The following is a 12,849-nucleotide window of genomic DNA, read 5'->3' on the forward strand; positions in this document are numbered from 1 at the left end:
CCAGCATTTGATTACCCAAGGTAATGAACTAGACTAATCAACTGCTACGAAAGGACTGCATGCCCGACTACCCCCCAGACCTCCTGAGCCTCGCCAATGACGTCCGCGTCGCCTGCCAGCGCATCTCGCGCCGGGTGCGCTTCGAGAGCACCAGTGACGTGGCTCCGCACCAGTTCTCTGTGCTCGTGTTCCTGCACTTCGAGGGGCCCCGAACGCCGACGCAGCTCGCGGCCAGGGACGCCGTGAGTACGCCGTCGATGACGCGAACGGTCAACTGCCTGGCGGACAAGGGGCTGGTGGCACGGTCGCCGCACCCGCAGGACGGGCGGCAGATCCTGGTCTCGCTCACCGACGAGGGGGTGCGGGTGGTCGAGGAGACCATCGCCAACCGCGACACCTGGATGCTCGCCCACATCGCCACCCTCGCCCCCGAGCAGCTCGACCTTCTCCGGCGGGCGGCGGACCTCCTCATGGAGGTGTCCCATGCGGAGTGAGCAGCGGGGGCGCATGTTCGCCTCCTTCGCGGTGCGCAACTACCGGCTGTTCTTCGCCGGCGCGCTGATCAGCAACATCGGCACGTGGGTGCAGAGGGTGGGGCAGGACTGGCTGGTGCTCACCGAGCTGACCGACGGTTCCAGCGCCGCGCTGGGCATCGTCACCGCGCTCCAGTTCCTCGCCATCCCGATCCTGGCCCCTTATGCGGGCGCGCTGGTGGACCGGTTGCCGAAGCGGCGGATGCTCGCGGTCACCCAGGCACTGCTGGGGCTCACGGCGCTGGCGCTGTGGCTCGTGGTGGCGCTGGGCGTCGTCGAGCTGTGGCACGTCTACCTCTTCGCCTTCCTGCAGGGCGTCGTGACCGCCTTCGACAACCCCGCCCGCCAGTCCTTCGTCTCCGAGATCGTGCCGCCGGAGCTGCTGCCCAACGCGGTGGGCTTGAACTCCACGTCGTTCAACGGCGCCCGACTGATCGGACCCGGCGCCGCGGGGCTGCTGATCGCGGCCTTCGGGGTGGGCCCCACGCTGTTCATCAACGCCGTGAGCTTCGCCGCGATGCTCGCCGCCGTCCTGGCCCTGAGGCCCGGCGAGCTGCGCCCCTCCCGGCTCGCCAAGGCCAGGGGCGCCACGCGCGACGGCCTGCGCTACCTCGCGGGCCGGCCGGACCTCATCGTGCTCATGGTGATCGTGTTCGCGCTGGGCACCTTCGGCATGAACTTCCAGATCTACAACGCCACCATGGCCACGGAGGTGTTCGGGAAGGGCGCCCAGGAGTACGGGCTGCTGGGCACGATCATGGCCATCGGCACCCTCGGCGCGGCGCTCGCCGCCACGCGCCGTACGCAGCCGGGCCTACGCACGGTCCTGGCCGCGCTCGGCGCGTTCTCGGTGAGCACCGCCCTGCTCTCGGCCGCCCCCACCTTCGCCACCTACGCGCTGCTGCTGGTCCCCACCGGGTTCTTCGCCCTGACCGTGATGACGACGGCGAACGCCGCGGTCCAGCTGGGGACGGCGCCCGAGTTCCGCGGCCGCGTGATGGCCGTCTACATGGCGATCTTCATCGGCGGCACTCCGCTGGGCGCCCCGCTCATCGGCTGGCTGGGGGAGCTGTGGGGCCCGCGATCCATGGTGCTCATCGGGGCACTCACCACCGGCGCGGCGGCACTCGGCGTGCTGGCCTATCTCATGGCGCACGACGGCGTCCGGCTGGCGGTCGAGCGGGGCTGGCCGCTCCGGTTGCGCGTGTGGATCGCGGAGCGGGAGCCCCAGCCGACGAGGGGCTGAGCCGCTCCAACCGATGGTTGACACTTCAACTAAAGACGGATAGGCTGGTTTCACATTCAACCAGTCACCGCAAGGAGCCCCCATGACCGCGACCCTCGACCAGCTCGTCGGGACCTACACCATCGATCCCAGCCACACGGAGATCGGCTTCACCACCCGGCACGCCATGGTCACCAAGGTCCGGGGCGCCTTCACCGACTTCCAGGGGAGCGCCTCTACAGGCGCCGGGCTGAGCGGCGCCGCCATCGACATGACCATCAACGCCGCCTCCGTCGACACCGGAAGCGCTGACCGCGACGGGCACCTCCGCTCGGCGGACTTCTTCGACGCGGAGCAGTACCCCACCATCCGCTTCACCTCGTCGAACGTGACCGCGCCGTCGGGCGACACCCTGCGCGTCGAGGGCGACCTCACCATCAAGGACGTCACCCGCCCGGTGGCCATCGACTTCGACTACGAGGGCTCGGCCGTGGATCCGTTCGGCAACGAGCGCGTCGGCCTCTCCGGCTCGGTGCCCGTCAACCGCAAGGACTTCGGCCTGGTCTGGAACGCGGCCCTCGAGACCGGCGGCGTGCTGGTCTCCGAGAACGTCAACCTGGTCTTCGAGGTCTCGGCGATCAAGAACGCCGACGCGGCCGAGGCCGTCGTCGAGGAGCCTGTGGCCGAGGAGCCGGTGGCCGCCGCCCCGGCCCAGCCCGCGGCCCGCGCCGCGGAGACGGTCACCCCTGTCCAGGGCGGTTTCGTGGGCTGGCTGAAGAAGCTCTTCAGCTGACGAACACCTCCCGAACGCCGATGAGGCGCCACCCGGTTACCTGGGCGGCGCCTCATCGGCGTTCGGGGCTGGGTCAGCTCAGCGAGTCGATGATCTCGTTGAGCGTCTGGGAGGGGCGCATCACCGCCGTCGCCTTGGCGTCGTCGGGGCGGTAGTACCCTCCGATGTCGGCCGGCCTGCCCTGCACGGCCAGCAGCTCGGCGACGATCGTCGCCTCGCTGTCGGCGAGTGCCGCGGCCACCGGCCCGAAGACGGCGGCCAGTTCGGCGTCGTCGGTCTGCGCGGCCAGCTCCTGCGCCCAGTACATGGCCAGGTAGAAGTGCGAGCCGCGGTTGTCGATGCCGCCGAGCTTCCGGGTGGGCGACTTGTCATTGTCCAGGAACGTGCCGGTGGCGCGATCGAGCGTGGAGGCCAGGATCCCGGCCCGCGCGTTGCCCTCGGTCTGGGCGAGGTGCTCGAACGAGGCGGCCAGCGCCAGGAACTCGCCGAGCGAGTCCCAGCGCAGGTAGTCCTCAGCCACGAGCTGCTGGACGTGCTTCGGCGCGGAGCCGCCGGCGCCCGTCTCGAACAGGCCGCCGCCGGCCATGAGCGGGACCACCGACAGCATCTTGGCCGAGGTGCCCAGCTCGAGGATGGGGAACAGGTCGGTCAGGTAGTCGCGCAGCACGTTGCCGGTCACGGAGATGGTGTTCTCCCCGCGGCGCAGCCGCTCGACGGTGAACCGCGTGGCCTCGACGGGGCTCATGATCTCGATCTGGAGCCCCTCCGTGTCGTGCTGGGCCAGGTAGGTGCGGACCTTCTCGATGAGGTTGCGGTCGTGCGCGCGCTCGGTGTCGAGCCAGAACACCGCGGGCCAGCCGGTGAGGCGGGCGCGGGTGACCGCGAGCTTGACCCAGTCCTGGATTGGGGCGTCCTTGGTCTGGCAGGCGCGCCAGATGTCGCCGGCGGCCACGTCGTGGCTCATGAGCACGGTGCCGGCCGCGTCGACCACCTCGACGACGCCGTCGGCGGAGATCTCGAACGTCTTGTCGTGCGAGCCGTACTCCTCGGCCTTCTGGGCCATCAGCCCGACGTTGGGGACGGTGCCCATGGTGCGGGGGTCGAAGGCGCCGTTGGCCTGGCAGTCCTCGATGACGGCCTGGTAGACGCCGGCGTACGACGAGTCAGGCAGGACCGCGAGCGTGTCGGCCTCCTCGCCGTCGGGGCCCCACATGTGGCCCGACTGCCGGATCATCGCGGGCATCGACGCGTCGACGATGACGTCCGAGGGCACGTGCAGGTTGGTGATCCCCTTATCGGAGTTGACCATGGCCAGCTTCGGCCCGTCCGCGAGGCCCTGCTCGAACGCGGCCCTGATCTCTTCGCCGTTGGGCAGGGCGTCGAGGCCGGCGAGGATGGCGCCCAGGCCGTCGTGGGTGGAGAGGCCGGCGGCCGCGAGGTCCGCGCCGTAGCGGTCGAACACCTCGGGGAAGAACGCCTCGATGACGTGGCCGAAGATGATGGGGTCTGAGACCTTCATCATGGTGGCCTTGAGGTGGACGGAGAACAGGACGCCGGACTGCTTGGCGGCGGCCACCTGGGCGCGGAGGAACTCGTCGAGCGCGGCGGCGCGCATGGCGGTGGCGTCCACCACCTCGCCCTCGAGGACCTTCAGCCCGCCCTTGAGCACAGTCTCGGTGCCGTCGGCGGCGCGGTGCCGGATGGTGAGGGTGTCCGCGGCGGGCAGCACGACGGACTGTTCGTTGTGGCGGAAGTCACCGGCGTCCATGGTGACGACGGCGGTCTTGGACTCGGGGGTCCAGGCGCCCATGCGGTGCGGGTTCTTCTTCGCGTAGTTCTTCACCGACTCGGGCGCGCGCCGGTCCGAGTTGCCCTCGCGCAGCACCGGGTTGACGGCGGAGCCCTTCACGCGGTCGTAGCGGGCGCGGACGTCGCGCTCCTCGTCGCTCTGGGGGTCCTCCGGGTAGTCGGGGAGCGCGAAGCCCTGGGACTGGAGCTCGGTGATGGCGGCCTTGAGCTGGGGCACCGACGCGGACACGTTGGGGAGCTTGATGATGTTGGCTTCCGGCTGCTTCGCCAGTTCGCCGAGTTCGGTCAGGGCATCGTCGATCCGCTGGTCCTCCGGGAGGGTGTCCGTGAACTGGGCGAGGATGCGCGCCGCCAGGGAGATGTCACGGGTCTCGACGTCCACCCCGGCCTGGCCGGCGTAGGCGTTGATGATGGGAAGGAGGGAATACGTGGCGAGCAGCGGGGCCTCGTCGGTGAGGGTGTAGATGATGTTGCCCATGTGCAGTGAACTCCTCAGGTTTGGCTGAGGCTCAGCTTATCGGTGCGCCACCGAGTTCGACGCTGGCGAACACCCCCACCGCCCAGGACCACGTTCTTTGGAGGAACCCGCCGGATTGGGTAGCCTGTACCCACGAGTATCTGACAGATTCCGCGGCCAGTCCGCGAAGGACAAAGCAAGGGGGTCGACCCGATATGGGGCGCGGCCGTGCAAAGGCGAAGCAGACCAAGGTGGCCCGCGATCTGAAGTATCGCGCGGTGGACACCGATTTTTCGTCTCTGGAGCGCGAGCTCCGGGGCGGCGCGATCGTTGACGAGACCACCAACGACATCCCTGAGGCGTACGCAGAGACGACGGGCGACGACGACGACTACGACGACGAGTACGAGCGCCGCACTTCCTGAGGCCGGGCACCCCTGGGTGCCCGACGTCGAACTTCCAGGCTACGAGCAGCTGGTCATCCCCCTCCCGGATGCGCCCGTCTATGCCCTGGAGCCCGAGGGCAGCCTGGTGGCCACCCTCGTCCGGCGGAACCCGCCGACAGGCAACCGGGCCGTCCTCTACATCCACGGCTGGAACGACTACTTCTTCCAGACGCACCTTGCCGACGAGATGGCGGCACAGGGCTTCGACTTCTACGCCGTCGACCTGCGCCGCTACGGACGCTCCCTGCGCGACAAGCAGCTCGCCGGATACATCGTCCACCTCACGGACTACTTCCAGGAGCTGGACCAGGCGCTCGCCATCCTCGTCGAGGAGGGCCACGACCACATCGTCCTCATGGGGCACTCGACGGGGGGCCTCGTCGCCTCCCTGTGGGCCCACGAGCGCCCGGGAGTGTTCGCCGCGCTGATCCTCAACGCGCCCTGGCTGGAGCTGCAGGGCAACTCCGTGCTGCGTCCCGCCACCCAGCCCGTGCTCAGCGCGGCGCGCGCCGTGGTGGCCACCACCGCCCTCCCTCAGCTCGACACGGGCTTCTACCGCCGCTGCATCGCCAAGGCCGAGGGAGGGGAGTGGGAGTACAACCACAACCTCAAGGGCGATCCCGCGTTCCTCATCCGCGTGGGCTGGATGGCCGCGATCCTCGAGGGTCATGCCAAGGTGGCGCTGGGCCTCTCCATCGACTGTCCAGTCCTGGTGGCCGTCTCGGCCCGCAGCGACTTCCGGCGCGTCTGGGACGAGGACTTCCGGCTGGCCGACATCGTCCTCGACGTCGACCGGATCGCGGCCAGGGCGCCGAAGCTCGGCCATCTTGTGGTGATCGTGCGCATCGCCGACGCCGTGCACGATCTGGTGTTGTCGCGCGACGACGTGCGCTCGAGGGTGTTCGCGGAGTTCTCGCGCTTCCTGCGCTTCTACGCGGCCTAGCCGGCCTCCAGGCGGGTAGCCCCCGATAAACCAAGAAACCCCCGCCGGGGCGGGGGACGTGGTGGCCAGGGCCGGGATCGAACCGGCGACCTTTCACTTTTCAGGCGAACGCTGCTACCAGCTGAGCTACCTGGCCAGGTGGCCGGGCGTTTAAGCCGACCTAGCGACCCCGACGGGACTCGAACCCGCGACCTCCGCCGTGACAGGGCGGCGCGCTAACCAACTGCGCTACGGGGCCAATTTCTTGACCTGCTGGCCTTGCCAGCCCGGTAACTATAGCGTGACTACTTCCCAGAAGGGAAATCGAGCGAAACGCCTTGTCGTAACCGGTTTGCGCCCACTCCCGAGAGAGTGGGCAACAGCATCCCCAACGGGATTCGAACCCGTGCTGCCGCCGTGAAAGGGCGGAGTCCTGGGCCGCTAGACGATGGGGACCAGCTAGGGCGATTCTACGGAGATTGGGCGCGGAGGCGCAAACGCGCGGGCGGCCCGGGACCGGGCGGACACGGTGAACGGCGCCACCCAGGGGGGATGGGTGGCGCCGCTCAGGGGAAGATGTTACCCGTAGGTGTTGATGTGGACGTGGTTGTAGTGGTTGGCGTTGTCGCTGCCGCGGTCCGCCATCAGCCTCCAGCCCTCGCTGGAGCGCTGCACGGACCAGATCTTCTGGGCGAAGATGATGTAGTTGATGTTGTACTTGGCGGCGTTGGCCTTGTAGTACAGCGCGATCTCCCAGCCCAGCGCCTGGTTGGACTTGTAGCTGGGGATCATCACGTCGACGGCGCGGCCGGCGGGATGGTCCGGGGTGACGTCCTTGCGATAGCCGTACATCGTGGTGATCGCGGGGTAGCGGTTCCAGATGTCGCGGACGATGGCCTGGACGTTGGCGTTGGTCTGGTCGAGACCGCTGGAGTACCCGCGGTTGAGGGTGGTGCTGCTCCCGCCGGAGGCCGTGCCGTCGGCCGGCTTCGTCGTCGACAGGTAGCGGGCGGTCACCCAGCGCACGGCGCCGTTGACCACGGCCTCGGCGCGGCCGTTGGTGACCAGGCCGGTGACCTGCACCACGCCGCCCTTGGGGATCTCGCCCACATACGACGTGCCGCTGCTCGCCGTCCAGATGTTGAGCACCGTGGTGGCGTACCGGGTGGTCGTCGCGGGGACGGCCGGGGCGGTCGGGGCCGGGGTGGTGGCGGAGACCGCGACCAGGTACTTCGCGTTCACCCAGCGCACGGCGCCCTTGTAGACCACCTGTGCCATGCCGTTGGTGACCACCCCGGTGGTGTCCAGGATGGTCCCGGCAGGCACGTCACCCAGGTTGACGAAGCCCGTGTAGGGGGTGGTGCGGATCATGAGGGCCACCGTGGCGCGGCCCTTCCCGGTGATCTTGGGCAGTTCGCCGTAGGCGGCCGCGGCGGTGGGGCTGAGGTACTGGGAGGCGGCCCACAGCAGCTTCCCGTTGTAGGTCACCTGGGCGTAGGCCCCGCTGACCTTGCCCGACAGCTTGAGGGCGGTGCCGCGCTGCACGACGATGGAGACCGCGTCGGACAGCGACGGCCCCACGCGGAGGTTGAGGTTCGCCGTCGTGTAGACGGTGCCCGTGGATGCGGCGGTGCTTCCGTTGGACGTCTCGGACGAGGGGCTGGAGGCGGCGGTGCCCCCGGAGAGGTAGGCGCTGGCGACGTAGGCAGTCTTGCCCTGGTAGGTGACGGTGGTCCATCCGTTCGCCGAGCCCGAGCTGGGCAGGCTCTGGCCGCGCTGGAGGACGGCCAGGCGGGTGCTCGACGTCGTGGGAGCCGAGCGGATGTTCACGTTGGTGGTGGCGGTCACGTTGGCGATCTCCGCGTCCGCCGCGGGTCCCAGGGCGAGGGTGCCGAGCCCTTGGACCAGGATCGCGATGCCCGCCGCGGCGCCGATGCCGCGCAGGCTCTTGAATGCTGTTCTCACGTCTCTCCTCGTTCACACGTCAGTGCTGGTGGAGGACGGACGCGCCGCTTCCTCGGAGCTTCATAGCCCCCGACACGTCCGGCCACTGCCCCGGAGACTAAGAGCGCCCCTCATGATGGAACAACGCGTTGTGAGAACTGCCTGAGAGGGCGCAAGCCGACACGCCGCGCGCGGGGGAAGAGTTACACCCTTGGGATTAGCCGGCGGCCAACGGTCATCAAGCGATGTGACTAGGGCTTTTGTCCGAGCGACTGGCCGAAAGTGAATACTGAGGCGCCGGTGAGAGAGTCTTGGACGCCTCAGAATCAAGGTGAGGTCAACTCTGACTTGAGGTTCACGGTCCGAGGTTGAGGTTCAGGGAAGATCCCGGGGCTCCACCCATGCCCGCTTCAGGGTGCTGGTCCACTCCAGGGCCAGGCCGTACGAGCCGGGGGGGAGATATCCGGCCCGCAGATCCGACGCGGGCACCTGGGCGACGCCGAGCAGTTCGGCGAGCCGGACGCGATCGCGGGCGCCGGCCACGGCGGCCACCACCGGCAACCTCAGCGCACGCCGGTTGGCGGCCAAGGTGGTGAGCACCTCGGGGTGGATCCCGGCTGCCACGACCACCAGTGGGAGCTCGGGCGTCGCCTCGGCGAGCGGCGTCATGAGCTCGCGCATGGCCGAGACCTCCCCGTCGACGATGAGAATCCGCGGCTCCTGGTAGCGCGCCCCCTCGCGGTCGGTGGCGAAGTCCGGGTGGGCGTGCCCGAACCCGAACCCCTCGCCGGCGTGCGGGAGTGGCCCCGCCCCCTGGCCCGACGCGGGGCTGGGCAGGGCGTCGATCTCATCCTGGGTCACGTAGCGGGGCACGTGGCGGTCCACCTCGTCGAGACCGCGGCGCGGTGCGGGCTCCCCGGCCCCGGTGACGCGACGGCGGGCACGCCGGTCGACGAGGACGGCGACGACGAGCAGCGCCGCGCCGATCAGCAGGGCGACGACGAACCAGGACCACGCGGGCATGTCCCCCAGCCTGCCACGCGCCCGGACCGGTACACTGCTGACGCCCCTATAGCTCAGTCGGTAGAGCAGTGGACTTTTAATCCATGGGTCGCGGGTTCGAGCCCCGCTGGGGGCACCGGCTCAGGCCGCGAACCAGTGCACCGCGTAGGGGCGCAGGGTCATCGTCCAGGGCGTCAGGTCCCACTCCACACCGTCGAGGAGCTCGCGGGCGCGTTCTCCCAGGGTCTCGCTCACGCACGCCATGGGCACCGTGATCTCCGTGGGCGAGAAGCTGTACACCTGAACCATGGGGCCGGTTGAGTGGTCCCGCTTGATGGCCAGGACGCGCGGGTCCCCGGTCTCGAGGAACACGGCCTCCCTGGAGGCGTGCAGCTGGGCTGCATGGCGCCGGACGGACAGGACGTGCCGGAGCCAGGCGTTGACCCTCGCCGCGGGCGAGGTGGGGTTGTCGGCGAGCGCGGCCACGGCCGCCCAGTCCATCACCGGGCGGTGGACCCACCGGTTGTCGTCGGCGTGTTCGGGGTCGCGGGCGAAGTCGTGGTCGTTGAGCATGGCCACCTCGTCGCCCATGTAGATCAGCGGAATGCCACCCCACCCGCAGATGACGGCGTGCAGCAGGTTGATCCTGGCCACCGCCTGCTCCTCCTTGTACGCGTTGCCCGATTCCAGCGCGGCCTCGAGCCCCGCCAAGGAGGCCATGGAGCCGGAGATCCGCCGGTCGCCGGTGGCGGGATTGGCCTGGAACACCAGCCCGCGGGCGAAGGAGTCCGGGTGGATGCCGGAGTAGAAGTCGCTGAGGAAGGAGCGGTGCTGGAACCCGTTGAGCCCGGAGGTGGCGGCGTCGAGGTCGTCGATCGCCCAGCCGATGTCGTCGTGGCAGCGGATGTAGGTGCCCCACGTGGCCGTGGCCGGCTTGGGCGGGAAGCCGCCCAAGGCGCGGCGCAGGAGGGTGGTGTCGTGCGTGGCCAGGGTCGACCACAGCTGAGCCATCAGGGAGTTGTGGTAGGCGATGTCAGAGACCTTGCCGTAGTGCTCGCCCGCCCCGAAGTAGGTGATGAGGTCCTTGGGGCCGACGATGGCCTCCGCCTTGAACGCCACCGCGGGGGCCGCGATCCTCACGGCCGCGCGGAGCGCCTGGGTCAGCGCGTGGACGGCGGGCTGGTTCTGGCAGTTCGTGCCCATCACCTTCCAGATGAAGGCGATGGCATCGAGCCGCAGCACCTCCACGCCACGGTTGGCCAGCTCCAGGATGATGTCCAGGTACTCGATGAAGACGTCGGGGTTGGCCCAGTTGACGTCCCACTGGTAGTCGTTGAACGTGGTCCACACCCAGCCGGCCAGGTCATCGTCCCAGGTGAAGTTGCCCGGGGCGAAGTCCGGGAACACCTCCGGCAGCGTCTCCTCGTAGCGGTCCGGCATGGTCCGGTTCGGGAAAACCATGAAGTAGTCGCGGTACTTCTGTTCCCCGGCACGCGCCCGCTGGGCCCACTCGTGCTCGCGGGCGACGTGGTTGAGAACGAGGTCCACCACCAGCGAGATGCCGTTGGCCCGGAGGCTGGCCGTCAGGTTCTCCAGGTCCTCCATGGTGCCGAGGTCTGGCCTGATCGTGCGGTAGTCGGCGACGGCGTAGCCGCCGTCGTTGGCGCCCTCGCGCGGCTGCAGCAACGGCATCAGGTGCAGGTAGGTGACGCCCAGATCCTGCAGGTAGTCGAGGTGGTCGGCGATCGCGTTGAGGGTGCCGGCGAAGCGGTCCGTGTAGGCCACGTAGCCCACCTGTGAAGGCATCTGCAGCCAGTCGGGGCGCAGCAGCCGCGCTTCGTCCAGCTCTCGGAGGTCGTCGCTGCGGGCGTCGAACCGTTCCCTGACGAGGTCGCGCACGCGGTCGGTGACCTCCCAGGCCCGCTCTCCATAGACGGCCTCCAGCGCCGCGATCAGCTCCGCGCCGTAGCGCTCCCACCTGAGGTCGAAGGTCGTCTTCACGCTGCTCAGCGTAGTGCTCAGCCTCGCGCGGTGAGTGGCATCCAGGGGGGTTCGGTGGTCGGCGTGACCGCGTGGCGTTCCCACGTCGTCCACCAGTCCTCGACGCCGTCGGGCAACGGCGTGTCGTGGGCGGAGCGGACCGCGTCGCGCAGCTCTACCTTGGCGCCCCGCAGCGTGAGGAAGTCCCGCCGGCTCGGCTCGGGGTTCTCCAACAGGCGCTCCTCCAGGCGGATGATGCGCATGCGGAGCGTGATGATGCGGCGGTGCAGCTCCTCCGCCGCCTCTCCCAGGCCCAGGTGCCGCTCGGCGGCCCGGAACCAGCCGTAGTCCCGATTGATGGCGATCAGGCCGGGGTGGACGGTCATGGTGTCGTGCACGGCGAGCTCGGGGTGGATGACGATCGCCCCGGCCGAGTGCGCGTAGGCGAGCTCGTCACGGCCCGCCTCGTCGATCAGGATCTCGGTGGAGCGCATCACGACGCTGAACATGTCGGCGTCCACCATGCTCGCCCGCTGGGGAAGGCCCTGCGCCTGTGACGAGATGACGTAGTTGCGCGCGGCCCCGAGGTGGCCGATGGCCAGTTCGGCGGGCAGGTTCTCCCGCGCGCCGCCGTCGACGTAGGTCTCGTCCCCGATCGGGACGGGCCGGAACACGGCGGGGATGGCGCAGGAGGCGAGCACGCCGACTGCGAGGTTGTGCTCGGTGTCGTCGACGGGGCGGTCGGCGCGGTCGACCATGGTGCCGGTCTCGGTCATGAACCGCAGCTCGCCGCTCTCCAGCGAGACCATGGCGATCCGAAGCGTCACACCGGAGGTGGCCACCCGCTGAGGGTCGAAGGTGCCCGGGTCGAGCAGGTGGGCGAGCATGGGACCCGGCCGGTACATGGAGCGCGAGCGGCCCATACCCTGCCAGATGCTGCCCAGGCCGCTGCCGATGCGGGGCAGCCTGCCCAGGTGGGCGGCGATGCCGGACAGCACCGAGAGGGACCACTCGGAGGGGACGTCCTCGTCGGGCGTGAGCGCCAACTCCAGTGGGTCCATCGGCGGCGGCTCGTCGGGGCTCTGCGGGCTGGCCGGCGAGGAGCGCAGGAAGGGCAGCAGCGCCGGCCTCCTCGGGGGGCGTGGCGGCGCCTGTCGCGGCAGGGAGACCACCTCGAGCCAGACGGGCGCCTCGGCCTGGAGCCGCTGGAACCAGGGGCGCGGTGTGAACATGTCCTCAGGGCCGGTCATGGACATCCATAGCCCGGTCAGCCGCTCCAGATAGGCGCGCTGGCCCTCCCTGGTGGGGTCCTGTGCGAGGGCGGAGGCAAGGATGGCCCCCGCGGAGGCCCCGACGAAGACGCTGGGCGCGAACGCCTCGTCGTGCCGGTACAGGTAGTCCAGCGCACCCAGCTGAAAGCCGGCCCGGGAGCCGCCGCCCGACAGCGTGCAGGACACCACCTCCGGGCGCGGGCTCTGCCCGAAGAAAGGAAGTCCGAACCAACCCTTGACAGCCATTCCACCAAGCGTACTCAGCACGTGGGTCGGGCGTCGGCCACCGCTGGGCGGGCTCGCCTGTCCTGCCGCTGAGAATGTCGCTAGGCTCCAGGCAGCTTGTGGGCGAGGAACCCGGTGTGACTCCGGGGCGGTTCCGCCACTGTGACGTCGTTGATCGACCAGCCAGACACTCTCCACAGGTGCATCCGACCGGTCTACGGGGCGAGAACCCCGAGGAGGAA

The 12,849-nt window shown here is 69.5% G+C and carries 10 protein-coding genes, 4 tRNA genes and 1 riboswitch; of the genes, 6 read left to right on the forward strand and 8 right to left on the reverse strand.

Annotation, left to right across the window (positions count from 1 at the left end; all coding sequences use genetic code 11):
- Window positions 1–59: 59 nt before the first annotated feature.
- From ACZK5D_RS01495 to ACZK5D_RS01505, 3 genes are all read left to right on the forward strand, one after another.
- Entirely contained in the window at window positions 60–494 is a 435-nt protein-coding gene (locus ACZK5D_RS01495) for a MarR family winged helix-turn-helix transcriptional regulator (RefSeq protein ID WP_463664003.1), read from the forward strand.
- Window positions 484–1,779 (forward strand): MFS transporter, encoded by a 1,296-nt coding sequence (locus tag ACZK5D_RS01500; RefSeq protein ID WP_463664004.1) that lies wholly within the window; start codon window positions 484–486, stop codon window positions 1,777–1,779. Before ACZK5D_RS01495 ends, ACZK5D_RS01500 begins: the two co-directional genes overlap by 11 nt.
- 82 nt (window positions 1,780–1,861) lie before the next feature.
- The gene (locus tag ACZK5D_RS01505; protein ID WP_463664005.1) at window positions 1,862–2,551 is read left to right on the forward strand and encodes a YceI family protein; all 690 of its coding nucleotides are present in this window, start codon (window positions 1,862–1,864) and stop codon (window positions 2,549–2,551) included.
- Between the two features lie 73 nt (window positions 2,552–2,624).
- Here ACZK5D_RS01505 and ACZK5D_RS01510 read toward each other — a convergent pair whose 3' ends face one another.
- Window positions 2,625–4,838 carry an NADP-dependent isocitrate dehydrogenase gene (locus tag ACZK5D_RS01510; protein WP_463664006.1) on the reverse strand — a complete coding sequence of 738 codons (2,214 nt, stop codon included), beginning with the start codon at window positions 4,836–4,838 and terminating at the stop codon, window positions 2,625–2,627.
- A gap of 194 nt (window positions 4,839–5,032) precedes the next feature.
- Here ACZK5D_RS01510 and ACZK5D_RS01515 point away from each other — a divergent pair, with 194 nt between their 5' ends.
- Complete coding sequence (locus tag ACZK5D_RS01515; RefSeq protein WP_458994618.1) at window positions 5,033–5,242, forward strand: DUF3073 domain-containing protein; 210 nt, start codon at window positions 5,033–5,035, stop codon at window positions 5,240–5,242.
- 16 nt (window positions 5,243–5,258) lie between these two features.
- Window positions 5,259–6,206: an alpha/beta hydrolase gene (locus tag ACZK5D_RS01520; RefSeq protein WP_458994617.1), complete on the forward strand. Its 948-nt coding sequence runs from the start codon at window positions 5,259–5,261 to the stop codon at window positions 6,204–6,206.
- A gap of 59 nt (window positions 6,207–6,265) precedes the next feature.
- On the opposite strand, the gene ACZK5D_RS01525 is transcribed toward ACZK5D_RS01520, so the two are convergent.
- From ACZK5D_RS01525 to ACZK5D_RS01545, 5 genes are all read right to left on the reverse strand, one after another.
- Window positions 6,266–6,342 (reverse strand) — tRNA-Phe (locus tag ACZK5D_RS01525).
- Between the two features lie 28 nt (window positions 6,343–6,370).
- Window positions 6,371–6,444 (reverse strand) — tRNA-Asp (locus ACZK5D_RS01530).
- Window positions 6,445–6,568: 124 nt separating this feature from the next.
- Window positions 6,569–6,641: transfer RNA gene (locus ACZK5D_RS01535), tRNA-Glu, on the reverse strand.
- A 123-nt stretch (window positions 6,642–6,764) separates the two neighbouring features.
- Window positions 6,765–8,150 (reverse strand): SH3 domain-containing protein, encoded by a 1,386-nt coding sequence (locus ACZK5D_RS01540; RefSeq protein WP_463664007.1) that lies wholly within the window; start codon window positions 8,148–8,150, stop codon window positions 6,765–6,767.
- A gap of 354 nt (window positions 8,151–8,504) precedes the next feature.
- Entirely contained in the window at window positions 8,505–9,152 is a 648-nt protein-coding gene (locus tag ACZK5D_RS01545; RefSeq protein ID WP_458994615.1) for a hypothetical protein, read from the reverse strand.
- Between the two features lie 42 nt (window positions 9,153–9,194).
- Here ACZK5D_RS01545 and ACZK5D_RS01550 point away from each other — a divergent pair.
- Window positions 9,195–9,267 (forward strand) — tRNA-Lys (locus ACZK5D_RS01550).
- Between the two features lie 5 nt (window positions 9,268–9,272).
- Here ACZK5D_RS01550 and ACZK5D_RS01555 read toward each other — a convergent pair.
- Both ACZK5D_RS01555 and ACZK5D_RS01560 read right to left on the reverse strand, forming a co-directional pair.
- Window positions 9,273–10,937, reverse strand: a complete 1,665-nt coding sequence (locus ACZK5D_RS01555; protein ID WP_463664184.1) for an alpha-amylase family protein — start codon at window positions 10,935–10,937, stop codon at window positions 9,273–9,275.
- Between the two features lie 212 nt (window positions 10,938–11,149).
- Window positions 11,150–12,628 (reverse strand): patatin-like phospholipase family protein, encoded by a 1,479-nt coding sequence (locus ACZK5D_RS01560; RefSeq protein WP_463664008.1) that lies wholly within the window; start codon window positions 12,626–12,628, stop codon window positions 11,150–11,152.
- 82 nt (window positions 12,629–12,710) lie between these two features.
- A riboswitch (cobalamin riboswitch) is annotated at window positions 12,711–12,820 on the forward strand.
- Window positions 12,821–12,849 lie beyond the last annotated feature (29 nt).

The organism is Tessaracoccus yangjingae, from assembly GCF_055326235.1.